This is a genomic window from Mesorhizobium sp. WSM4816 (assembly GCF_055811535.1).
In genome coordinates, this window is sequence record NZ_JBVVQR010000002.1 from 247,629 (window position 1) to 269,903 (window position 22,275).

General features: G+C 63.0%; 20 protein-coding genes. 12 read left to right on the plus strand and 8 right to left on the minus strand.

Annotation, left to right across the window (positions count from 1 at the left end; translation table 11 throughout):
* Window positions 1-9: 9 nt before the first annotated feature.
* Window positions 10-3,186, minus strand: coding sequence for an efflux RND transporter permease subunit (locus tag AC0L3H_RS03260; protein ID WP_473584490.1), 3,177 nt, complete (start codon window positions 3,184-3,186; stop codon window positions 10-12).
* Complete coding sequence (locus AC0L3H_RS03265; protein ID WP_023799452.1) at window positions 3,180-3,437, minus strand: hypothetical protein; 258 nt, start codon at window positions 3,435-3,437, stop codon at window positions 3,180-3,182. The genes AC0L3H_RS03260 and AC0L3H_RS03265 overlap by 7 nt, the downstream gene beginning before the upstream one ends.
* 259 nt (window positions 3,438-3,696) lie before the next feature.
* Here AC0L3H_RS03265 and AC0L3H_RS03270 point away from each other — a divergent pair, with 259 nt between their 5' ends.
* Window positions 3,697-4,278: a TetR/AcrR family transcriptional regulator gene (locus tag AC0L3H_RS03270; RefSeq protein WP_091596146.1), complete on the plus strand. Its 582-nt coding sequence runs from the start codon at window positions 3,697-3,699 to the stop codon at window positions 4,276-4,278.
* A 507-nt stretch (window positions 4,279-4,785) separates the two neighbouring features.
* On the opposite strand, the gene AC0L3H_RS03275 is transcribed toward AC0L3H_RS03270, so the two are convergent.
* From AC0L3H_RS03275 to AC0L3H_RS03295, 5 genes are all read right to left on the minus strand, one after another.
* Window positions 4,786-5,808, minus strand: a complete 1,023-nt coding sequence (locus AC0L3H_RS03275) for a LacI family DNA-binding transcriptional regulator (protein ID WP_473494446.1) — start codon at window positions 5,806-5,808, stop codon at window positions 4,786-4,788.
* A gap of 69 nt (window positions 5,809-5,877) precedes the next feature.
* Entirely contained in the window at window positions 5,878-6,672 is a 795-nt protein-coding gene (locus tag AC0L3H_RS03280) for an ATP-binding cassette domain-containing protein (RefSeq protein WP_473584491.1), read from the minus strand.
* Window positions 6,673-6,675: 3 nt separating this feature from the next.
* A complete protein-coding gene (locus tag AC0L3H_RS03285; protein ID WP_023799448.1) occupies window positions 6,676-7,662 on the minus strand; it encodes an ABC transporter permease in 987 nt (328 codons plus the stop codon).
* A 119-nt stretch (window positions 7,663-7,781) separates the two neighbouring features.
* Window positions 7,782-8,714 carry a substrate-binding domain-containing protein gene (locus AC0L3H_RS03290; protein WP_473584492.1) on the minus strand — a complete coding sequence of 311 codons (933 nt, stop codon included), beginning with the start codon at window positions 8,712-8,714 and terminating at the stop codon, window positions 7,782-7,784.
* Window positions 8,715-8,969: 255 nt separating this feature from the next.
* Window positions 8,970-10,127, minus strand: coding sequence for a fumarylacetoacetate hydrolase family protein (locus tag AC0L3H_RS03295; protein ID WP_473584493.1), 1,158 nt, complete (start codon window positions 10,125-10,127; stop codon window positions 8,970-8,972).
* 255 nt (window positions 10,128-10,382) lie between these two features.
* On the opposite strand from AC0L3H_RS03295, the gene AC0L3H_RS03300 reads away from it, so the two are divergent.
* The 7 genes from AC0L3H_RS03300 (at window position 10,383) to AC0L3H_RS03330 (ending at window position 17,933) form a co-directional block, all read left to right on the plus strand.
* Window positions 10,383-11,666, plus strand: a complete 1,284-nt coding sequence (locus AC0L3H_RS03300) for an NAD(P)/FAD-dependent oxidoreductase (RefSeq protein WP_473584494.1) — start codon at window positions 10,383-10,385, stop codon at window positions 11,664-11,666.
* An 85-nt stretch (window positions 11,667-11,751) separates the two neighbouring features.
* Window positions 11,752-12,639, plus strand: coding sequence for an ABC transporter permease (locus AC0L3H_RS03305; RefSeq protein WP_473584495.1), 888 nt, complete (start codon window positions 11,752-11,754; stop codon window positions 12,637-12,639).
* Window positions 12,636-13,514, plus strand: coding sequence for an ABC transporter permease (locus AC0L3H_RS03310; RefSeq protein WP_473494440.1), 879 nt, complete (start codon window positions 12,636-12,638; stop codon window positions 13,512-13,514). Before AC0L3H_RS03305 ends, AC0L3H_RS03310 begins: the two co-directional genes overlap by 4 nt.
* A complete protein-coding gene (locus AC0L3H_RS03315) occupies window positions 13,499-14,569 on the plus strand; it encodes an ABC transporter substrate-binding protein (protein ID WP_473584496.1) in 1,071 nt (356 codons plus the stop codon). Before AC0L3H_RS03310 ends, AC0L3H_RS03315 begins: the two co-directional genes overlap by 16 nt.
* Window positions 14,570-14,789: 220 nt before the next feature.
* Window positions 14,790-15,398 (plus strand): cupin domain-containing protein, encoded by a 609-nt coding sequence (locus AC0L3H_RS03320; RefSeq protein ID WP_473584497.1) that lies wholly within the window; start codon window positions 14,790-14,792, stop codon window positions 15,396-15,398.
* The gene (locus AC0L3H_RS03325; RefSeq protein ID WP_473584498.1) at window positions 15,388-16,473 is read left to right on the plus strand and encodes an ABC transporter ATP-binding protein; all 1,086 of its coding nucleotides are present in this window, start codon (window positions 15,388-15,390) and stop codon (window positions 16,471-16,473) included. The genes AC0L3H_RS03320 and AC0L3H_RS03325 overlap by 11 nt, the downstream gene beginning before the upstream one ends.
* Window positions 16,474-16,505: 32 nt before the next feature.
* Window positions 16,506-17,933 (plus strand): aldehyde dehydrogenase family protein, encoded by a 1,428-nt coding sequence (locus AC0L3H_RS03330; protein ID WP_473584499.1) that lies wholly within the window; start codon window positions 16,506-16,508, stop codon window positions 17,931-17,933.
* A 67-nt stretch (window positions 17,934-18,000) separates the two neighbouring features.
* Here the strand turns inward: AC0L3H_RS03330 and AC0L3H_RS03335 are convergent, their stop codons facing one another.
* Window positions 18,001-18,693 (minus strand): FadR/GntR family transcriptional regulator, encoded by a 693-nt coding sequence (locus tag AC0L3H_RS03335; protein ID WP_128167736.1) that lies wholly within the window; start codon window positions 18,691-18,693, stop codon window positions 18,001-18,003.
* 178 nt (window positions 18,694-18,871) lie between these two features.
* Here AC0L3H_RS03335 and AC0L3H_RS03340 point away from each other — a divergent pair, with 178 nt between their 5' ends.
* Genes AC0L3H_RS03340 through AC0L3H_RS03355 form a run of 4 tightly spaced genes read left to right on the plus strand, consistent with a single transcriptional unit; the run spans window position 18,872 to window position 22,274 of the window.
* Window positions 18,872-19,867, plus strand: a complete 996-nt coding sequence (locus AC0L3H_RS03340) for an ABC transporter substrate-binding protein (protein ID WP_473584500.1) — start codon at window positions 18,872-18,874, stop codon at window positions 19,865-19,867.
* A 12-nt stretch (window positions 19,868-19,879) separates the two neighbouring features.
* The gene (locus AC0L3H_RS03345; RefSeq protein ID WP_473584501.1) at window positions 19,880-20,707 is read left to right on the plus strand and encodes an ABC transporter permease; all 828 of its coding nucleotides are present in this window, start codon (window positions 19,880-19,882) and stop codon (window positions 20,705-20,707) included.
* Window position 20,708: 1 nt separating this feature from the next.
* A complete protein-coding gene (locus tag AC0L3H_RS03350; RefSeq protein ID WP_027152266.1) occupies window positions 20,709-21,512 on the plus strand; it encodes an ABC transporter ATP-binding protein in 804 nt (267 codons plus the stop codon).
* Window positions 21,513-21,518: 6 nt separating this feature from the next.
* A complete protein-coding gene (locus AC0L3H_RS03355) occupies window positions 21,519-22,274 on the plus strand; it encodes an ABC transporter permease (RefSeq protein ID WP_128167733.1) in 756 nt (251 codons plus the stop codon).
* Window position 22,275 lies beyond the last annotated feature (1 nt).

Genomic DNA, 22,275 nt, shown 5'->3' on the forward strand with positions numbered 1-22,275 from the left:
TCTCCAATTCTATTCGGCCGCTTCGGCCAATCGCTCGAAAGCGGGTTCGGCAGTTGGTTCAGTCGGTTCGGCGACAGGCTCGCTCTTGCTGCCGCGCTCGCGCAGCTGCTCGATCACCGCGTAGAAGACCGGCACGAACACCAGCGACAGGATCGTCGCTGCGACCATGCCGCCAAAGACGGTGGTGCCGATCGACTGGCGGCTGGCTGCACCGGCACCTGTCGAGAACATCAGCGGCAGCACACCGAGGATGAACGCGAAGGCGGTCATCAGGATGGGCCGCAGCCGCAGGCGCGCCGCTTCCATTGCGGCGTCGACGATGCTGAGACCTTCCTCGCGCCGGCGCCGGGCAAACTCCACGATCAGAATGGCGTTCTTCGCCGCCAGCCCGATCAGCATGACGAAACCGATCTGCGAATAGACGTCGATCTGCATGCCGCGCATAAGCAAGGCGACAAAGGCGCCGAACAGGGCAAGCGGCACCGCGAGCAGGACCATGAAGGGCATGGCCCAGCTCTCATATTGGGCGGCAAGGATCAGGAAGACGAAGACCATGGCGAGACCAAAGACGATCGAGGCGATCGATCCGGCCTTGAGCTCCTGATAGGTGATGCCCGTCCATTCATAGCCGAAATCCTTCGGCAGCGCCGTGGCGGCGGCACGCTCCATCGCAGCGACCGCCTGGCCCGAGGAGAAGCCCGGTGCGGCACCGCCATTGATCAGGGCCGACGCATTGTTGTTGTAGTGCGGGACGGTTTCCGGGCCGACGATAGGCACCAACTTGCCGAGCGTGCTCAACGGCACCATGCCGCCGGAGGCATTGCGGACATAGAGCCGCGAAATGTCGGCCGCACCCGCACGCGCATCCTTGTCGGCCTGGATCGTCACCCGGAAGGTGCGGCCGAACAGGTTGAAGTCGTTCACATAGAGCGAGCCGAGATAGATCTGCAGTGTGTTGAACACGTCGGGCAGGCTGAGGCCGAGCAGCTTCGCCTTGTTGCGATCGAGGTCGTAGTTGAACTGCGGCGTCGAGGTCGAGAACGACGAGAACAATTGCTGCGGGTTGAGTTCGGGCTGCTTGCGCGCTTCGGCCAGCACGGCCTGCGTCGCGTCGTTGAGCGCAGCGCTGCCGCGACCGGTCAGGTCCTCCACCTGGAATTCAAAGCCGCCGGTCGTGCCGATGCCCGGAATCGAAGGCGGGTCGAAGCTCAGCGCGAACGCTTCAGGAAGTTCCATGAGCTTCGAGCGCACGTCGGCGACGAGCTTCGAGGCGCTCTGGTCAGGGCCGCGTTGGTCCCATGGCTTCAGGATGGCGAATTCCACCGCCGAGTTCGACTGGGCGGCACTGGTGAGGAAATTCAAGCCGCTGATCGAGCCGACGATGTCGACGCCGGGCGTGTTCTGCAGGATGTCGCGCGCTTTGCGGGCCACCGCGTCGGTGCGCTCCAGGGACGCGCCGTCCGGCAACTGGATGACCACGAAGAAATAGCCCTGGTCCTCGACCGGAAGGAAGGTCGAGGGCAGGCGCTGCCAGACGAAATAGGTCGCGACAAGCCCAGCCGCGAATATGCCGAGCATGATCCAGCGCAGGCGGATGAGGAAGCGCACACCATTGGCATAGGCATGCGACAGCCGATCGAAGCCCGTGTTGAACCAGCGGAACAGCACGAATTGCGATGCCGGGCGGTGGCGCAGGAAAGCGGCGCTGAGCGCCGGGGTGAGCGTCAACGAGACGAAGGCGGAGATGCCGAAGGAGATCGCCACCGTCAGCGCAAACTGGTTGTAGAGCCGGCCGGAAACGCCGGGTATGAAGGCGACCGGCACGAACACGGCCATCAGCACGGCGGTCGTGGCGATGATCGGGCCGGTGACCTCGGCCATCGCCGCGCGCGTCGCAGCCAGCGGTTTGAGGCCGGCCTCCAGCTGGCGCTCGACATTCTCGACGACGACGATCGCGTCATCGACGACGAGGCCGATCGCCAGCACCATGCCGAGCAGGCTGAGCATGTTCAGCGAGAAGCCGAACATGTACATGACGACGAGCGTGGCCACCAGCGACACGGGAATCGCGATCGTCGGGATGATCGTGGTGCGCCAGCTCTGCAGGAAGATGAACACCACCGCGACAACCAGGACCAGCGCCTCGCCGAGCGTGACCAGCACGTCGTGCATCGATGCCGAAACGAAACGTGTCGTATCGTAATGCATGGCGTAGCTGACGCCCTTCGGGAAGCGGGCCGACAGTTCCTGCATCTTGTCTTTGACGCGCTGCTGCAGATCGAGGGCGTTCGAGCCCGGCATCTGGTAGACCGCAAGCACCACGGTCGGATCCTCGCCGAAGAACGCCGACGACGAATATTGCAGGGCGCCGAGTTCGATGCGCGCGACGTCGCGCAACCGCACCAGTGAACCGTTCGCGGCATCGGCGCGCACGATGATATCGCCGAATTCCTTGGGATCGCTCAATCGGCCGACGGCATTGACCTGCATTTCGAAAGCGGTGCCGGCCGGTGCCGGCGACTGCCCGATCTTGCCGGCCGCAACCTGGACATTCTGCTCGGCGATGGCGTTTTGGACATCGACGGCGGTGATGCCGAGATTGGCGAGCTTGTCGGGATCGAGCCATACGCGCATCGAATAGCGCCGCTCGCCGAAGATCTGCACGTCGCCGACGCCGGGCAGGCGCTTCAGCGGGTCGACCACTTGCAGGTAGGCGAGGTTGCTGAGCGCGACCGGATCGACAGAGCCGTCGGGCGAGGTGAGGTTGACGATCAGGACGAAGTTCGGATTCTGCTTCTTGATCGTCACGCCGCCCTGGTTGACGATGGCCGGCAGCGAGGACGCCGCCTGTGAGACGCGGTTCTGGACATCGACGGCGGCGGTGCTCAGGGGATAGCCGACCTCGAAGGTGACGGTGATCGTCGAGGAGCCGTCATTGGAGCTCGACGACGACATGTAGGTCATGCCTTGAACGCCGTTGATCTGCTGTTCGAGCGGCGTCGTGACGGTGTCGGCCACGACTTGCGCACTGGCGCCCGGGTAGTTGGCGCTGACCACCACCTGGGGCGGCGTGATGTCGGGAAACTGCGAAACAGGCAGCAGGAAATAGCAGATCGTCCCGGCGAGCACCATGATGATGGCGATCGACGATGCGAAGATCGGGCGGTGGATGAAGAAATTTACCATGACACGCACGCCTCGCCCGATGCTCTTGCCTGGCCAAAGGCCTTGGCCACCCTGGACAGCCGCCGGCTTCGGCTTTGCCCGGAATCCTCCAGGAAACGAGGCGGCGCCTTGCGGCTGCGGCCTTGCGCATCCGCAAGGCTACGCAGCATCGTCTCGAAAGAGCGCGGGTCGACACGGTCGGCCTGCATCAGCATCCGGATCATCGGATCCTTCACAACTTCGTCGATCGTCAAATCTTTGCGCTGCGACATCGTAGCGGCTCCTGGCTTGGCGATCTGTGGCGTACGCCGCAGATCGGGTGGTCTTCCTGTTCGCGGCCAAAGTCGCCTGGGGCGCAGTTTCATGCCTGGGCCGATTTGGCGGAGGCTGTTCACAGGCGCCTGCGAGATTGACACGAGGCAATGGGGGTGTTACCAGTAAGTAACATCTAGAAGTTACAGACCGGTAACACCCTAGTCAAGAGGTGTGCCGAGGGATTTTTCGGAAATCCCGGAAACCAAGGAGGTTTTGATGGAAGACGGCACTGCGGAACGCATCCGCCCTCGGGATCGCATCCTGGAGACGGCACGGGATATGTTCCACAAGCATGGCATCAAGGGCGTTGGCGTCGACGCGATCACTGAGGCCGCCGGTACCAACAAGATGACGCTCTACCGTCATTTCGAGTCCAAGGACGATCTGGTCATCGAGTGCCTGCGGGCGACCGCATGCAGCGCCAACGCGATGTGGCAAAAGTTCGAGGCGGAGCATCCGGGCGACAAGCTTGCGCAACTGCATGCCTGGGTTCGGATGGCAGCCGATTGCCTGATGATGGACGGCCGCGGTTGCGATATGGCCAACGCCGCCATCGAGTTGAGCGAGACCGACCATCCGGCCCGTCGGGTAATCAAGGAACTCAAGCAGGCTCAGCGCGACCGCCTCGTCGGCCTGTGTCGGGATGCCGGCATCGGCCAGGCAGAGCTTCTCGCCGATACATTGTCGCTGCTGCTTGAAGGCGCCCGTGTCAGCCTGCAAAGCGTCGGAGCCGAAGGCCCCAGCGCGCAGTTTGTCCGCATGGCGGAAGGCCTGATCACCTCGTTCAAGGCCAGATAGTCTCGCAAGCGGCGAAACGATCGGTGGCGTGTTCATTGCAAGCCGCGCCGCGAGTGCTCTTTTGCCTTGGCATGTGCTGTCATCTCACGTCTCCGTTGCCGGTCTGTCGCCGCGCTCTTGCGCGCGGCGGTCGCTGCTGGTTGTGAGCAGGCTAGGCCCGATAGCGAATTGGTGAGAGTGACAAGTGTGGCGGGATTCCAATGGGGCTGCGGCGCTGCCCGAACCAGCCATTGGCGATTGCCGCCGCCTTGCCCGACAACCCAAGAACAAAAAAAGCCCGCTGCCGGGAGGAGGTGGCAGCGGGCTCGATTTCGAATACGACGCGGGAGGAGGTGCGCCGCACTCAGCGTCGGCATCGCATCTGGGAGGAGTAGATGGCCGACACCTGCGAAACTAGCGGTTGCCCAATGATTCGGCAATAGCAAAAGATGCATAGCAGATGTGCAGATTCGCGCTATCAACCGAATATTAACCATCGCCGCGACCAACCGTGGCGCTTGCGTGGCATCACTGGACCGGAACGTTCTCCTTGAAGATCAGGCGCGGTTCGATGAATTTCCGCGTCAGATAGGGCGCCGAGGAAGCGATCGAGCCGAGCAGGCGAATGACCGATTGCTCGGCGATCAGCCGTGCATTCTGGTCGATGACGACATCGAGCAGATCGTCGACGAGATAGCCGCGTGTCGCTCTTGTCAGGTCGTGACAGATGAACACCGGCTTCCTTTGCGGTTTGGCTTCCAGCAGCGCTTTCGCCACGCCCGAGCGTCCGGCGCCGACGCAATAGATACCGAGCAGTTCCGGCTCGTTGTGCAGCGCCTTCATCGTCGCCGTGTAGCTGATATCAGGCTCGTCGTTGATCTCGACGGCGCTGGTCACGGTCAAATTGCGGAACTCCTCGCCGAGCACCGAGCGAAAGCCCATTTCGCGTTCCTCATGCCCGCGATAGGAGCGCGAGCCGACGATCATCGCCAGATGGCCCGTGCGACCGCCCAGGAAACGTCCCATCAAAAGGGCTGCGGTGCGCCCTGCGACACGGTTGTCGATGCCGACATAGGCCGATCGCGGCGCCCCCGGAACGTCCGACACCAGCGTGACCAGGCGGATGCCGGCTTCGACGATCTCGCGCAGGATGTTGCGCGTTCTCGGGTGATCGATCGCAATGACACCGACGCCGTTCGCCTTGAGCGAGAGGTTTTCGACGGCCGCCTGCAACGCGTTCGGCGAGATGCCGGCGAGCTTGTGGATCCGACAGGAGGCGACAAGCGGCAGGCGTGCGGCATAGTCCTCGATATGATTTGCCAGATCCATCATGAAGGCGTTCGAGCCGATCGGCAGGAAGAACTCGAGATGCGCCGGCCGCGAGGGCAGCGTGACCTGATCCACGACCGGCAAATAGCCAAGCTGCTTGGCCGCCTCCATCACCCGCTGCCGGTTGGCGGCGCTGGCACCCGGCCGGTTGTTCAGCACCCGGTCGACCGTCGCGGTCGACAGCCCGCAGCTTCTGGCGATGTCCGCAACGGTGGCTTTCATAGTCGCAGTCATAGGAGCCGATGTGATCCTGTACCAGAGATACGGCCAACCCGGCTTCCAACTGGCCACTCAGCCCTGCGATTGCTTCCCCTGCACGATGGCGTCACGGATCTCCTTGTCGGACATGCCGGTGATGATCCGTTCGACTTCCGCGACGTTGGTGTTCTTCGGATCGATATCGTCGGCAACCACCTTGCCGCGGCGCATGACGACGATGCGGTCGACCACCTGGAAAACGTGGTGGATGTTGTGGGCGATGAAGATGCAGGAATGGCCCGAATCGCGGGCGCTGCGCACGAAGCTCAGCACACCTTGCGTCTCGGCGACGCCGAGATTGTTGGTCGGCTCGTCGAGGATGATGAGGTCGCTGTCGAAATGCATGGCGCGCGCGATCGCCACGGCCTGCCGCTCGCCGCCGGAGAGCGAGCCGATTGGTGTGGTCGGCGGGATCTCCTTCGAGATGCCGACCTGCTTGAGCAGGTTCCGGGCGACCACGTTCATCGCCTCCTGGTCCATACGGTTGAGGAAACGCGGCGGCTTGATCGGCTCGCGCCCGAGGAACAGGTTGCGCGCGATCGACAATTGCGTGACCAGTGCGGAGTCCTGGTAGATCGTCTCGATGCCGTGGGCGATGGCGTCGCTGGTGCTGCGCAAGTCCACCTTCTTGCCGCGGATGAAGATGTCGCCGCTGGTCAGCGGGACTGCACCCGACAAGACCTTGATCAGCGTCGACTTGCCGGCGCCATTGTCGCCGAGCAGACCGACGATCTCCCTTTCATTGACATGGAAATTGGCGTCCACGAGCGCCTGCACGCGCCCGTAGGACTTGCGGATGTTTTCCATGCGGACAAGCGGCTCAGCCATGGTTCAAGTCCCCGCCTGATGCCGGCGTTCCAGCCATGAGTGGAGCGCCATCATGCCGAGGATGATCGCGCCGATGAAGATGTTGTAGGCAAGCCCAGGCACGCCGATCAGCACGATGCCGTTGCGCATCACGCGCAGGATCAAGATGCCGAGCACGGTACCGATGATGGTGCCACGTCCGCCGGTCAGCGCCGTGCCGCCGATCACCACCATGGCGATGACTTCGAGCTCGTAGCCGGTGCCGCTGTTCGGATTGGCGGCCGAGGTGCGCAGCGAGCTGATGACGCCGGCAAGCGAAGCCATGATCGACGACAGGATGAACAGGCCGATCTTGACGCCGCTGACATTGACGCCGCGCGCCCTTGCCGCATTGGGGTTGCCGCCGGCCGCCTGGATCCAGTTGCCGGTGCGGCTCTGCGTCAGCACGTAGCCAAGTGCGATCGCGGCTGCGATGAACCAGAACAGCGACATGTAGATGCGGAACGGCCCGATGAAGAAATCACCGACCAGCGCCTCGGCGAGCCAGCTGCCTTCGGCGCTCCAGGTGCGTTGCGGAAATCCGCTGGTGACGAACAGAGCGGTGCCGCGCACCACCAGCAGCATGCCGAGCGTCACCAGGAAGGATGGAATCTTGAGTTGCGTCACGAACCAGCCATTGACCAGCCCGATGAAGGCGGCAACCAGCAAGGCCAACACGAAGCCGGCCTCCAGCGAGGTGAGGCCGCTGTTGAAGAGCGTCCACATCAAGACGGGTGAGAAGCCGAACAGCGATCCGACCGAGAGGTCGAATTCGCCTGAAGTCATCAACAGCGTCATCGCCAGCGCGATCAGGCCGAGCTCGACCGTGAAGGCCAGTATGTTGCTGATGTTCTGCGGCGACAGGAAGTCGTGGTTAAACCCCCAGAACACCGCGAGCTCGACGACAAGCAGCACGAAGGGCCCGAATTCCGGCCTGGCGATCGAGCGTTGGATGATGGAACTGTTTTCCACGTTGGACCCGCGACATGGTTGGAACTGGCCAAGCCCGATACCGCATGAGGCGGTTCGAGGCTCAGCGGGATGATGGGGATGATCGTGGCAGGCGTGCCGCGACCATCCCGATCGCGGTTTTATTTGCCGGACAGGATGTCGTCGTAGACCTGCGCGGTGTCCTTTTCGTAGAGCGCGCCGGTGATCACGTCGAAGCCGGGCGGAATGCCGCTGGCGGCCATGTTGGCGATCGAAAGCGCCACATAGCTGGTCGCCTGCGGATCCTGCCATTGTGCGGCATTGACGTAGCCGGTCAGCACCTCCTGGGTGGTGTCGAGCGAGTTGCCCCAGCCGACGACCGGGATTTCACCCGGCTTGATGCCGGCCTGGTCGAACACCCGCTTGATCGAGCCGGTCACCAGGTCGCCGAGACCGATGATCGCCTTGACCTTGGCCCTGTTGGCGGTGAGATAGTCGACCATGCGGTTAATTGCTTCGGCCTGGTCGAGCGTGGCTTCGGTGATTTCATAGGTGATGCCGAGCGGCTCGAAGACGCTCTTGATGCCCTCTTCTTCCTGGACGCCATAGGTGGCGCCGGGGATTTCAACCGGCATCCAGACAAAATCGCCCTTCTTCACCAGGCCCTTGTCGGCCAGATACTGAGCCCAGTTCTTGCCGAAGGTGACGTTGTCGCCGCCGACATAGGCGTTGAAGTCCGCCTTCGGATCGGGCGTGTTGAAGTTGATGATCGGGATGTTTGCCGCTCGTGCCTCCTTGACGAGTTCGATAAGGCTGCCCGGGTCGGGGCTGGTGGTGGTGATACCGTCGGCCTTTGCCGCGATGGCGGCGCGAACAGCCTCCTGCTGGGACGACACGTCGCCATTGTGGAACGAGGTGTTGACGGTGTTGCCGGTGTCCGTCGCCCATTGCTTGGCGCCGGCGAGGAAGTAGGTCCAGACCGGATCGGCCGGGCCGCCATGCGAAATCCAGTAGAAGGTCTTGGCCTGTGCCGCCGCCGGAATCGCCAGCGCCACGATCAAGCCGAATACAAATAGTCGTAGCCTCGTCAGCATTTGATTTCCTCCCATTTTGAAAACGTCCTCCAGCTCCCGCGACGATCACGGCAAGCCTGACCGTATTCTTGCCAGCGGCGATCTGGATGCATCAGAGCATCCGCTTTTTCGATCAATGGCAAGCCTCCATTTGCCAGTGGTAGTTGGCGCACGACGATGCGCCATCAGCCATCCCATCAGATCGCATCAGTTTGGCTGATATCTTTTGCGGCAAGCGGTCTCGGCGCCGAGGACGAGGCGCAGGCGGGACGGAAGCTAGATGAGGTCGGCCCTGGCAAGGTCGCGCAAGAGATGGCTGGCGCCGTAGGTCCAGTGGGGACAGTCGGGCGACAGCCGCACCCGGTTGATCAGGGCGCCGAATTTCTCCGATGAGATGGTGACGATGTCGCCGACCTTGTGCGTGAAGCCCTTGCCCTTTTCGCCGCGATCCTTTGACGGCACGAACATGGTGCCGAGATAGAGCGCCAGCCCGTCGGGGTACTGGTGATGCGGACCCATGGCGGCGGCGACCAGTTCTTCGGGCGAGCGGCTGATCTCGGCCATCGAACTGGCGCCCTCCAGCGAGAAACCATCCTCGCCCTCGACCTTCAGGCGCACGGTGGCCTGCTTCACGTCACCAATGGAAAAGGTATCGTCGAACAGCCGGATGAACGGGCCGAGCGCGGCCGAGGCGTTGTTGTCCTTGGCCTTGCCGAGCAACAGCGCCGAGCGCCCTTCGACGTCGCGCAGATTGACGTCGTTGCCGAGCGTGGCACCGACGATCTTGCCGCTGCCGGCGGCGATCATGGCGATCTCCGGCTCCGGATTGTTCCAGGTGGAGACCGGATGCAGGCCGACATCGGCGCCGAAGCCGACCGACGCCATCGGCTGGCATTTGGTGAAGATTTCGGCATCGGGGCCGATGCCCACTTCCAGATATTGCGACCAGGCGCCGCGCTGGATGAGCTTGGTCTTGATCTCCATCGCCTCCGGCGAGCCTGGCTTGAGCTTCGACAGATCGTGGCCGATCAGCCCGGCAATGTCGGCGCGAATGGCGTCGGCTTTTTCCGCGGAGCCGCGCGCCTGCTCCTCGATGACCCGTTCGAGCAGGCTGACGACGAAGGTGACGCCCGATGCCTTGACCGCCTGCAGGTCGACCGGAGAGAGCAGGTACGGCTTTTGCGGATCGCGCGCGGCCTGGAAACTGTTGGCGGCGATTGCATCGAGCGATCCGATCGGTTCGCCCGCGGCGGCGTGGACGTAGCCTGCTGGGTCAGGCATCTCGCAGACGTCTCGCACGGTTGGTGCCATGCTGGAGGTGATGTCGAAGACCGTGCCGCCACGTACCGTGACCACCAGCGGATGCGATGCTTCGCTCGTCCGGGCGCGGCCGATGAAGAGGCCCTCGTCGGGCAGGAGGGTGGCGTTCGTCATGGCTTGCGGTCCTCTGCTGTCTTGTTCTGCGTCGCTGCGGACCAATGGTTCATCAAAAGCCCGGGCCGCGGCGGCGGCACTTTCAACAAATTCCCCCCAAAGGTCTATCCCGTTCCTCGCGGTCGAGCCCTGCGCTGCATTTCGCATCGGCGGACGCCATCCTCTTCAATCCCCTGATGCCGAGATCAAAGGCTCTTTCAAAATAATGAAATCGTCACTAGGATTTTCATTTGACGAAGTACATTCAGGTGACTCTTGCCCCTACCGTTTTCCGATCCGATCTGGCGGAAGCCGCCGGCGGCCTCTGCGTTCCGGTCGCTTTTTCCCGGCGGCCAGCGTGCCGATGTCGTCATTGTGGGTGGCGGGATTCTCGGTCTGTCGACAGCCTTGCATGCAGCCCGGTTCGGCCTTGCCGTGCAGGTGCTGGAAGCCGGCGTAATCGGCCAAGGCGCATCGGGCCTGAATGGCGGTCAGATCATCCCCGGCCTGAAATATGATCCGGAATGGCTGCTGGAGCATTTTGGCTCCGAACGCGGCGAGATCCTCGTCAATTTTGCCGCCTCGACGGCGGACGCCGTCTTCGAATTGATCCGCGACGAGAAACTGGCGGTGCCGTTCGTCCGCAATGGCTGGATTCAGGCAGCGCACACCGAGACGGCGCTGAAGGCGGCGGCGAACAGGGACCGGCAGTGGCGGAACCGTGGCGCCGATGTCCGGCTTCTGAGCCAGACCGAGATCGCCGCGTTGACTGGCGCGCAGGGCTATCTCGGTGGCTGGCTCGACCGCCGGGCCGGCGTGATTGATCCGCTTGCCTATACGTCGGAACTGGCACGGATCGCCTCGGCCGCGGGCGTGAAGATCGCCGAACACCAGAAGGTGATGCGCCTCGATTACAACGCCGGCATTTGGCGCATCTCGACGGAGGGCGGCGCCGAACTGCAGGCGAAGGCGGTCATTCTGGCGACGAACGCCTATACCGGCGACCTGCTTCCCGGTCTCGCCGAGACGATCGTTCCGCTGCACTCCTTCCAGATCGCGACAGCACCGCTGCCGCCCGATCTGGCGGCCGGGATTCTACCGGAACGGCAAGCAGTATCGGACTCACGTCGCATCCTCGTTTATTACCGCAAGAGTGCCGACGGGCGGCTGGTGCTCGGCGGGCGCGGCCGAATGGCGCTGCCGACCAGCGAAAGTGATTGGGCGCATCTCGAGCGCGCGCTGCTCCGGCTGTATCCGGCGCTATCGGGAGTCGCAATCGAAAAGCGCTGGTTTGGCCGGGTGGCGATGACGCCGGATCACCTCCCGCATATCCACGAGCCCCAGCAGGGCCTGATGGCCGTGGTCGGCTGCCAGGGCCGTGGCGTCGGCCTGATGACCGCGCTTGGCGAGCGCATTGCTGGCTATCTGGCGAGCGGCGACGCCAGGCAATTGCCGTTCCCGGTCTCGCCGATCCGGCCGATCCCATTCCACGTCTTTCGGCAGGTCGGCGTCGCCGCGACGATCGCCTGGTATCGTATGCTGGATGCATTCGAGCACTGATTTTATGCCGATGCAGGAATCAGCTTGACAGTTTCACGATTCTGAAAAATTCTTAAGTGATTTCAAATTTCGATGGGCAACCCCGATGTCGACCATCGTTGCAAGGCAGCCGCTGCCGGAGTCCCGGTCCTCGACGGGTTTCCGGTTGGCCATGCTGCTGCCGGGCGGGCTGGTCACCTTCTTCCTGATCCTGTTTGCCCTCGGCCTCGTGGTTCTCCTCGCCCTTCGCGGCAATGACGGTTCGCTGCTGGGCGACGGCTTCACTTTTGCGAATTTCATCACCGTGGCATCCGACCCGCTGTACTGGACGGTAACGCTGCGCTCGCTGACCATTGCCGGCCTGGTGACGCTGGCGACGGTCGTCACCGCCTATCCCGTCGCCTACTATCTGGCCTTCCATGCGGGACGGCGGCGCGGGCTGCTGCTGTTTCTGGTGACGCTGCCGTTCTGGACCAGCTATCTCTTGCGCGTTTTCGCCTGGAAGATCGTGCTTGCCTACAATGGCGTGCTGAATTCGGCGCTCATCGAAAGCGGCATCTGGTCCGAACCGACACTGGCGTTTCTCAACACGCCGGCCGCCGTCGTCGTCACGCTGGCTCACGCCTATGCGCCGTTCGCCATCCTGCCTATCTATGTGGCGCTGGACACGATCCCGAAATCACTGCTCGAAGCTGCTTCCGATCTCGGCGCCAGACCGTTCACCAGCTTTCGCCGCGTCGTGCTGCCGAATTCGATGCCGGGCGTGCTGGCGGCGGCTCTCGTCGTCTTCGTGCCGACGGTCGGCGATTATGTCACCCCGGCGCTGGTCGGCGGCCCTGCCAGCACCATGATCGGATCGCTGATCCAGGCCCAGTTCGGCAAGGCAAATGACTGGCCGTTCGGCGCAGCACTCGCCGTTGCCGTCATGCTGGTCATCCTTGCCGTGGTGCTGGTCGTGCGTTCCGCCGACCGCAGGTTTGGCAGCCGCACATGAGCGCCGCGCGCATAGACGCAAAGCAAGGTGGCCGCTGGCTCGGCGCCTACGTGCTTGTCTATCTGGTATTCCTCTATTTGCCGATCTCGCTGATCCCGCTGTTTTCCTTCAACGATTCGATCCAGGCGGCGTTTCCGCTGCAAGGCTTCACGTTTGAATGGTACACGACGCTGTCCGGCAATTCGGCGCTGTCCGGCGCGCTTGCCAACAGCCTCGTCATCGGTGCAATTGCCGCCACCGGTGCCACGCTTTGCGGCATCACCGTGTCCTACATGGATCTTTTTGGCCGTTCGCCGCTTGCCTTCACGATCAGCGCTATCGCGCGGCTGCCGATACTGATCCCCGGCGTCATCGTCGGCATCTCGCTGCTGATCCTGGTCAACCTCATTGGCTTCGGACCGTCACGCACCGCCATCGTGCTCGGCCACATATTGGTGGCGCTGCCGACGACGGTGGTGATCATGAAAAGCCGCTTCGCCGCTATCCCCAAGACCATCCACGAGGCGGCACTCGATCTCGGCGCCTCCGACTGGACGACATTCAGGCGGGTCATGCTGCCGCTCAGCCTGCCCGCCATTGTATCAGCGTTCATGCTGGCCTTCCTGACCTCCTTCGACGAGTTCATCGTCGCCTTCTTCCTCGCCGGCACCGAACCGACCTTGCCGCTTTATATCTGGAGCCAGCTGCGTTTCCCGAAATCGCTGCCGACCGTCATGGCACTGGGCACGGCCATCCTGGCCGTGTCCTTCGTCATCGCGGCAATTGCCGAAATCCTGCGCCATCGCGGGCTCGCCGCCGCTCAGCGGCCAGTGCCCGCCAACCTGTCCAAACCAGAAGAAACCGAAAGAGGAGAACTGCAATGGCATTCGACCTGAAATCGATAAATCGCAAGACAGTCCAAGCCGGATTGGCAGCCTTCGCGCTGGCGCTTTCGTCGACCGTCGCGCTTGCGGCCGACAAGCTGCAATATTTCACCTGGTCGGGCTACGAACTTCCCGACTTCAACAAGAGCTTCCTCGCCGCACACCCCGATGGCGTCGAGGCCTCGATGTTCGGCGACGACGATGACGCCTTCACCAAGGTCAAGGCCGGTTTCCGCCCGGATGTCGCGCATCCCTGCTACGACAAGGTGGCGCGCTGGAACAAGGAAGGCCTGCTGCAGCCAATCGACACCAAGCGCATCAAGAACTGGGATTCGATCTTTCCGGTTTTCAAGAACCTGCCCGACCTGCAGGCCGGCGACGGCAAAGTCTGGATGGTGCCCTGGGACTGGGGCAACACCTCGATCCTTTACCGCACCGATCTGGTGAAGAACCCGGAGCCGAGCTGGAACCTTTTGTGGGACAAGCAATATGCCGGGCGCATGGCGACGATCGATGCCGTCCATGATACACCGGTGGTGGCGGCGCTTCTCGCCGATGTCAATCCGTTCGACATGACGCCGGAACAGATGGAAAAGGTGGCTGAAAAACTGCGCGAGCAGCGCCCGCTGCTCTCCAACTACACCACCGACATGACCTCGGTCGAACAGGCGCTGGCGAGTGGCCAGTTGGTCGCCGCCATGACCTGGAACGCGTCGGCCACCTCGCTGAAGAAGCAGGGCGTGCCGGTCGAGTTCATGAAGCCTAGGGAAGGCATGCTGACCTGGTCGTGCGGCTTCGTCATGCTCAAGGACGCCAAGAATGTCGACCTCGCCTATGATTTCATCAACAGCCGGCTGGAGACGGATTCGGGAAAATACCTGATTCAGACCTATGGTTACGGCAGCTCGAACAGCTCGGCCTTCGCCGCGGTGCCGAAGGAGGAACTGGAAAAGCTGCAACTGCCGTCCGATCCGGAAGTGATGCTGAAGACTACCGTCTTCACCGGGCCGATGAAACAGAATGACGAACTCGCCAAGATGTTCGAGAAGGTCAAGGCAGGCGGCTGAGTTCGCTCTTCCTTCTCCCCTTGTGGGACAAGGTGGATCGGCGCGTAGCGTCGAGACGGTAGAGGGGTGCTGGACAGAATGCGGGGTTTGCCAAGCTGGAACACCCCTCATCCGTCCGAGCGGAGCCTGTCCTCGGGCTTGCCGGAGGCAAGACCCGTGGGCTCGGCTACCTTCTCCCACAGGGGGAGAAGGGAAAGTGCTGGCGAACGAGGAAGTATGCATGGATATACTGGACCAAGCGGCTGAAAAGCCGAAAGACGACGCCGATGTGCGGGTCGGCCGGCGCGTGCGGGCGCTTAGGCTGGAACGCAGTCTTTCGCTGGCCGAGCTCGCCGCCAAGGCCGGCGTTTCGATCGGGGCGCTCAGCCAGATCGAGCGCGGCTTGTCCTCGCTTCGCGTCAAGGTGATCTGGCCGCTCGCCGCCGCTCTCGACATCGAGCCGTCGGCGCTGATTGCTGACGGCAACGATGCCGTCAGCGATCTCTATTGCGTGCGCGCCAACAGTCGGCGCCAGATCCCGGTGAAGTCGGAAGGCATCGCCAAGACGCTGCTGTCGCCGCCGGCCGCTACGCTCACCGGTATGCTGGTGACAGTAGAAGCCGGTGGCGGCACCGTCGAAGCCTACGCCCATCCCGGCCACGAATTCGGTTTCATCTTGTCGGGCGAAGTCGAACTCGTGATCGATTCAACCACCTACGGGCTGAAGACCGGCGACAGCTTCGCCTTCAAAAGCACCTTGCTGCATGCCTTCCGCAATCCGGGCACCGAGCGCTGCCAGATCCTCTGGGTCAACACGACCAAAGCGTCCGAGGTCCGCGATGGCGCCTGATCCTCTCGTCCGGCTGGATGCGGTATCGAAGATTTTCCCCGGCGGCATCGTCGGTCTCGACGCCGTCGATCTCGAAATCGCCCGCGGCGAGTTCCTGACCTTGCTCGGCCCATCTGGCTGCGGCAAGACCACTAGCCTGCGGGTGATCGCAGGATTTGAAAGCCCATCCAACGGACGGGTGCTGCTCGACGGCCGTGACATCACTTCGTTGCGGCCGTTCGACCGTCCCGTCAACACCGTGTTCCAGGACTATGCGTTGTTTCCGCACATGGACGTCGGCGAAAACGTCGGCTTCGGCCTGTCGCTGCGCAAGCTTTCCGGGGCAGAACAGGCAAAGCGCGTCGGCGAAGCGCTCGACATGGTTGGCCTTGCCGAGAAGTTCGGCGCCCGCGTGTCCGAATTGTCGGGCGGCCAGCGTCAGCGCGTGGCGCTTGCCCGTGCGATTGTCTGCGCACCACGTGTGCTGTTGCTCGACGAGCCGCTGTCGGCGCTCGATGCGCATCTGCGCGAACAGATGCAGGTCGAATTGAAGCGGCTGCAGTCGCGGCTCGGCACCACCTTCGTCATGGTCACCCACGACCAGACCGAGGCGCTGTCGATCTCCGACCGTATCGTCGTCATGAACAAGGGCCGCATCGAGCAGATCGCACCGCCGGCCACGCTCTACGACCGGCCCGCCACCAAATTCGTCGCCAGTTTCATCGGCACGATGAACCTGCTGCAGTCGCGCTTTGTCGGCCGTGACGGCGATCGATTGCGTTTCAGCGCCGGCGCCCTGCCGCTCGAAGCCACGTCGGAAACCGGCGAAGCGCCGGGAGAAGGCGCGGTGCGAACCATCGGAGTGCGTCCGGAGGATCTTTTGGCGGCGACCGAAGCAGCGACAGGCACCGCGCCGGTGCGGGTGAGCAGCATCGTCTTTCACGGCCGCACCTTGCGCCTGCACGCCGAATTGGGGCAGGGGATACCAGTGGTGATCGATGCGCCACGCCGGGCGGAAGGCTTTCAATTCAGCGTCGGCGATGTGGCGCATATCAGCCTGCGCCGCGGCGCTAACTGCCCTATGCTGCTCATCTGACCCTATCCTTCCAGAAAACCGGAGCACCACCCATGAGCAATCACTTGAACTTCTTCATCGACGGCAAATGGGTCGCGCCGGTGGTGCCGGCGACGCTGGATGTGATCGATCCGTCCACCGAAGAGGCCTACACCAAAATCTCCGTCGGCTCGAAGGCCGATGTGGATCGCGCCGTGGCGGCGGCCAAGGCGGCCTTTCCGGCCTTTTCGCAAACCAGCAAGGCCGAGCGCCTGAAGCTGCTGAAGCGCATCCTCGAAGTCTACAACGAGCGCTACGAGGACATCGCCCAGGCTGTCAGCCAGGAGATGGGCGCGCCGATCACCTGGGCGCGCGAGGCGCAGGCATGGGCGGGCAGGGCTCATATGGAGTCCACCATCAAGGCGCTGGAGGATTACGAATTCAGCGAGAAGCGCGGCGCCACCATGGTGGTCAAGGAGCCGATCGGCGTCTGCGCGCTGATCACGCCGTGGAACTGGCCGCTTAACCAGATCGTCTGCAAGGTGGCGCCGGCGATCGCCGCCGGCTGCACCGTCGTGCTGAAGCCTTCTGAGATCGCGCCGATCAGCGGCATCGTCTTTTCGGAAGTGATGGAAGCGGCCGGCACGCCGAAGGGGGTCTACAACATGGTCAATGGCACCGGTCCGGATGTCGGACAGGTCATGGCCGGCCATCCGGACGTCGACATGGTTTCCTTCACCGGCTCGACCCGGGCCGGCATCATCGTCGCCAAGACGGCGGCCGAGACGGTCAAGCGCGTGGCGCAGGAACTCGGCGGCAAATCGCCCAACATCGTGCTTGCCGATGCCGACTTCGAGAAGGCCGTGCGCAAGGGCGTCAACGCGTGTTTCGGCAATAGCGGCCAGTCCTGCGATGCGCCGACGCGCATGCTGGTGCCGGCCGCCCGCCACGATGAGGCGCTGCTGATCGCCAAGAAGGCGGCCGAGGCGCACAAGGTCGGCGATCCGCGCTCGGAAGACACCAGGCTCGGGCCGGTGGTCAGCAACATCCAGTTCGACAAGATCCAGCGGCTGATCGAGGCCGGCATCGCCGAGGGTGCAACGCTGGTCACCGGCGGTCCCGGCCGGCCGGAGCATCTTAATCGCGGTTATTACGTGCGGCCGACCGTCTTCGGCCACGTCACGCCGGGCATGACCATCGAGCGGGAAGAAATTTTTGGGCCGGTGCTTTCGGTCATCTCCTATGATGACGACGATGACGCGGTGAAAATCGCCAACGACACCGTCTATGGCCTCGCCGCCTACGTGCAATCAGGGGATATCGACCACGCGCGAAAAGTCGCCGGCCGCCTGCGCGCCGGACAGGTCTCGATCAACTATCCGGAGTGGGACACCTTCGCGCCGTTCGGCGGCTACAAGCAATCCGGCAACGGCCGCGAATATGCCGATTGGGCGATCCACGATTTCCTCGAGATCAAGGGCATCATCGGCTACGGCGCTTAGCGCATAGCCTCGAACAGCGCCGCGCGTCCAAGAAGGACGCGCGGCGCTGTAGTGTGGCCGATACGAACTATTCGGCGGCTTCGCGGACAGGGATCAGGCGCCGCTCGACTTGTTGGAGATGCAGGCGCATCGCTGCCGCCGCACCGCCGAGGTCACGCTCGGCGATCGCCTCGACGATCCGTTCATGGTCGGCGAAGCTGTGATGGTCTGCCGGAGGGCGGACGCCTTCTGAACGGAGACGTCCCCAGACCACGGTGCGGCGCACGGCGTTCAGCACGTCGAACAGGCCGAGCAGAACATTGTTGCGGCTCGCCTGCGCAATCTGCCGGTGGAGCAGATTGTCGACATTCTCATACTGCCGCCACGTGACGGCCTCCCGCGTCTGCACCAGCGATTGCCGCATCGCGGCGATATCCGAAAGCGTGGCGTGCAGCGCCGCTTCGCGCGCAATCTCCGGCTCGAGGATGAGGCGCGCGCGCATCACGTCGGCCGGATTGGTGCGCCCGGCGATTTCCGAAATGCCGATCGTCTCCTCGACCGGCCCGCTGCCGACGAAGGTGCCCCTGCCGACGTGACGCCAGATGCGGCCGTCCTTCTCGAGAACCGCCAGCGCCTTGCGCAGATCGCCGCGCGATACGCCGAGGCTCTCCGACAGTTCCCGCTCGGCAGGCAGCCGCGTCTCACCGGCATGATCCATCTGGGCAAGATAGGCCTGCAGCTGAACCAGGGCGGCGTGGCCGCCATTACCGGGATCGTCCATCAATTTAACCAATCCGCATATGATTTTCCTCTGCCGGTGTTAAAACGATTAGTGGAAACCGTCAAGTGTCGAGTTTTCTGGGCACACCCGTTCGACACGGTGCAATTTCTCCTTGACCAATCTGCTCCATAGTCTTAACCAATCAAGGAAATGGTTACAAAAAACGGGAGGAATGACAATGGCCGGCGTGTCCAGACGTACCATCCTTGCCAGCGCTTTCGCCGCGGTCCTGGCATGTGCAGCGCCCTTGTCGGCCGCAAATGCGGGCGACATGCGCATCGCATTCGGCGACCTTCCGGGCATCGAATCCATCCAGACGCTCGCCGCGATAGAGCGCGCCAAGGAACGCGGCGTGAATGTCGAGCTCATTGTTCTCAATGACGAGGATCTGGCTGCCCAAGCCATTGTCGGCGGCCAGGCCGATGTCGGCATCGGCGCGCCCTATACCTTGATCCAGAAGGTGGGCGTGCCGATCCGCATTTTCGCGCAGATATCGACGCTGCGCTTTTTTCCCGTCGTCAACAGCGAATTCTACAAGGAATGGAAGGATCTCGACGGGCAGGAGGTCGCCGTGCAGGCGCGCGGCTCCGGAACCGAGGCGGTCATGCTGCTGATGGCGAAAAACCACGGCATCAAGCTCGGCAACATCAGCTATGTCCCGGGTTCCGAGGTTCGCCGCAATGCGCTGCTCCAGGGGACCATCAAGGCGTCGATCGTCGATGCCGCCAACAGGCGCGCGCTCGAGGCCGAAGCCCCCGGCAAGTTCATCGTTCTGCCGGTCGAGGATCTCGGCGCCTCGGACGAAGCGCTTTTCGCGACCGCGGACTATCTGAAGAACAACGCCGCCGACGTCGACATCCTGGTCGAGGAACTGATGAAGACCGCGCGCGAGATCACCGCGAGCCCGGCGGTCGCCGTCGAGCTTCGCAACAAATACAAACTGCTGCCGGATCTCGGCGCTGAAGCCGACAGCGAGATCACCGAATACTACAAGGAAACCGCGGAAGCCGGCAGCCTTGCGCTGAACGGCGGCGGAGCCGATGCGGCCAAGGACGACTTTGCCTTCTTCAGCCTTGCCGGCCAGATCGAAGGCGATCCCGCCAGCCTCAAGGTCGAGGACTTCTGGGACGTCTCCGCAATCGACCGCGCCGTCGCCAAGCTCGGCAAGAAATAGGCGGCCTGCCGGATGGCCGTAAGCATCAGAACCGACGGCGAGGCTGCCGGCCTCGCTCCTCTTCCCAATCGCAGCGCAACGGGCGCATCGTGGGACCAGCCGGTCCTGCTCAGGCTGGTGTCGATCGCCCTGTTCGCGGGAATCTGGGAGGTGGCCGGGCGTATTCCGGTCAGCTTCGCCTTCCCGACCTTTTCCGATACGGTCGTCGCGTTCTTCGGACTGCTCGCCGACGGCAGCCTGGCAACCGCCTATCTTTCGACGCTGCAGCCGCTGGTGCTTGGCGTTGTCCTGTCGGCGTTCCTGGGTGTCGGCCTCGGCACGATCTGTGGCCTGTGGCGCACCGGCGAATGGCTGGTGATCCCCGTGTTCATCGTGCTTCAGGCAGCACCGGTCGCCGCCTTCATTCCGATGGTCACCTTTGTCTACGGAATAGGCATGACCGCCAAGACGCTCGCCGTCATGATCCTGGCGCTGCCGGTTATCGTGCTCAACACCTACAAGGCCGTGCGCAACGTCAACGAGTCGCTGCTGGTCATGTGCCGATCGTTCCTCGGCACCCGCTGGCAGACCGTCGCCAAGATCATTCTGCCGGACGCCAGCCCGGTGATTTTTGCGGGCTTGCGCCTTGGAGTCGCTGCCGGCTTCGTCGGCGTGGTGCTCGCCGAACTGCTGATCACCCCGACCGGCATCGGCGACCTCATCACCTTCCACCGCTCGCGCGCCGACTACGCCGAGATGTACGCAACAATCGCCTCGATCATTGCGCTTTCCACCCTGACGCTCGTCTTTCTGCAGTGGGTGGAAGTCCGCGTTTTCAGGCCCGAGAGCAGAGGTGCTTAAGATGGGCGCGACCGCATTGCGAAATGGACCGTCGCCGGTTCCCGCACCGATCGATTCAATCGTGGAAGTGAGGGGAATCTCCAAGACCTACGGCAATGTCGAGGCGCTGCGCGGCATCGACCTCGACTTTCCCAGGGGCAAGCTGACCAGCCTTCTCGGACCCAGCGGTTGCGGAAAGACGACGCTGCTGAAGATCATAGCGGGGCTGATACGGGCCGATGGCGGCACCGTCGCGATCAACGGCAAGCACGTCACAGCACCCGGCCCCGAACGCGCTTTCGTATTCCAGGACTTTGCGCTGATGCCGTGGGCGACGGTGACACGCAACGTGGCCTTCGGACTGGAGTTGCGCGGCACCAACAAGGCCGAGCGCGAGGAGATCGCCCGACGCTACATCGCCGAGGTGGGTCTCGCCGGCTTCGAGGACAAGTACCCGCACGAACTGTCGGGCGGCATGCGCCAGCGCGTCGGCCTGGCGCGCGCCTTGTCGGTCGATGCCGACGTCCTGCTGCTCGATGAACCGTTTTCGGCGGTCGACGAGCAGAACCGGCGGAAATTCCAGGAAGACCTGATTCGGCTGCGCACCAACCAGAACAAGACCTTCATCTTCGTGACGCACTCGATCGAGGAAGCGGTCTACATCTCCGACCGCATCGTCTTGCTGTCGCCGAGACCTGGCCGGGTTTCGCAGATCATCGAACCGGAAATCGATCGCTCCGGCGACCCCGAGCGCATCCATCGCGACAGGCACTATCTCGATACTGTCGAGGAGATCTGGCAGGGGCTGAAGCAGTATGTGGAGTGAGCGGCCGTGACCTTGTTCGGCTACCGTGTGCCAATGATGGCGTCCCTGCTGGTCTGGTGCGTCGTATGGGAAATCGTCGGCCGGCTCGACCTTGTCTTTCTGCTGCCGCCGTTTAGCGACGTGCTGGTTGCAGCGGTCAGCCTGGTGCAGACGCCGTCCTGGCAGAGCGCGACAGTCACGACCCTTCGCGCCTTCGCGACGGGCATGGCCCTGTCGATCGTTGTCGGCGTGCCATTGGGTATCCTGATGGGACGCGTCAAGATCGCCGACGACCTGCTCGGCATGTGGGTCAACATCTTTTCAAGCGCACCGCTCTCGGCGATCGTCCCGGTGCTGATGATCCTGTTCGGCTTCGGCGAGAAGACGATCGTTGCGGCGGTGTTCCTGTTTGCGATCTGGATCATCGTTCTCGACACCCGCGCCGGGGTCCGCCATATCTCGCCGTCGCTGATCGAGATGGCGCGTTCCTACGGCGCCTCGCGCCCGGCTCTCTATAGCAAGATCATCCTGTGGGCGGCCCTTCCGGAAATCCTTGCCGGCATTCGCCTCGGCCTCATCCGCGGCGTTAAGGGCGTCGTCATCGGCCAGTTGCTCGTCGCCATCGTCGGCTACGGTGCGCTGTTCGAGACCTTCTCGCGAAATTTCCGCATGGCCGAATTCTGGGCCTTGACCATCATCCTTTTTGCCTTCGCCCTGCTGATCGCCGAACTGATCGAACGGGCCGAAGCCAAGGTCGAATACTACGCAGGAGCAAGACAGTGAA

What these genes read in the sequence shown, in the direction of transcription:
- AC0L3H_RS03310 (WP_473494440.1), top strand. Translation starts at nt 12,636, where the DNA reads ATGAGCGCCGCGCGCATAGACGCAAAGCAAGGTGGCCGCTGGCTCGGC.
- AC0L3H_RS03335 (WP_128167736.1), bottom strand. Translation starts at nt 18,693, where the DNA reads ATGGACGATCCCGGTAATGGCGGCCACGCCGCCCTGGTTCAGCTGCAG.
- AC0L3H_RS03260 (WP_473584490.1), bottom strand. Translation starts at nt 3,186, where the DNA reads ATGGTAAATTTCTTCATCCACCGCCCGATCTTCGCATCGTCGATCGCC.
- AC0L3H_RS03330 (WP_473584499.1), top strand. Translation starts at nt 16,506, where the DNA reads ATGAGCAATCACTTGAACTTCTTCATCGACGGCAAATGGGTCGCGCCG.
- AC0L3H_RS03345 (WP_473584501.1), top strand. Translation starts at nt 19,880, where the DNA reads ATGGCCGTAAGCATCAGAACCGACGGCGAGGCTGCCGGCCTCGCTCCT.
- AC0L3H_RS03320 (WP_473584497.1), top strand. Translation starts at nt 14,790, where the DNA reads ATGGATATACTGGACCAAGCGGCTGAAAAGCCGAAAGACGACGCCGAT.
- AC0L3H_RS03280 (WP_473584491.1), bottom strand. Translation starts at nt 6,672, where the DNA reads ATGGCTGAGCCGCTTGTCCGCATGGAAAACATCCGCAAGTCCTACGGG.
- AC0L3H_RS03340 (WP_473584500.1), top strand. Translation starts at nt 18,872, where the DNA reads ATGGCCGGCGTGTCCAGACGTACCATCCTTGCCAGCGCTTTCGCCGCG.
- AC0L3H_RS03325 (WP_473584498.1), top strand. Translation starts at nt 15,388, where the DNA reads ATGGCGCCTGATCCTCTCGTCCGGCTGGATGCGGTATCGAAGATTTTC.
- AC0L3H_RS03270 (WP_091596146.1), top strand. Translation starts at nt 3,697, where the DNA reads ATGGAAGACGGCACTGCGGAACGCATCCGCCCTCGGGATCGCATCCTG.
- AC0L3H_RS03350 (WP_027152266.1), top strand. Translation starts at nt 20,709, where the DNA reads ATGGGCGCGACCGCATTGCGAAATGGACCGTCGCCGGTTCCCGCACCG.
- AC0L3H_RS03290 (WP_473584492.1), bottom strand. Translation starts at nt 8,714, where the DNA reads ATGCTGACGAGGCTACGACTATTTGTATTCGGCTTGATCGTGGCGCTG.
- AC0L3H_RS03265 (WP_023799452.1), bottom strand. Translation starts at nt 3,437, where the DNA reads ATGTCGCAGCGCAAAGATTTGACGATCGACGAAGTTGTGAAGGATCCG.
- AC0L3H_RS03275 (WP_473494446.1), bottom strand. Translation starts at nt 5,808, where the DNA reads ATGAAAGCCACCGTTGCGGACATCGCCAGAAGCTGCGGGCTGTCGACC.
- AC0L3H_RS03295 (WP_473584493.1), bottom strand. Translation starts at nt 10,127, where the DNA reads ATGACGAACGCCACCCTCCTGCCCGACGAGGGCCTCTTCATCGGCCGC.
- AC0L3H_RS03305 (WP_473584495.1), top strand. Translation starts at nt 11,752, where the DNA reads ATGTCGACCATCGTTGCAAGGCAGCCGCTGCCGGAGTCCCGGTCCTCG.
- AC0L3H_RS03315 (WP_473584496.1), top strand. Translation starts at nt 13,499, where the DNA reads ATGGCATTCGACCTGAAATCGATAAATCGCAAGACAGTCCAAGCCGGA.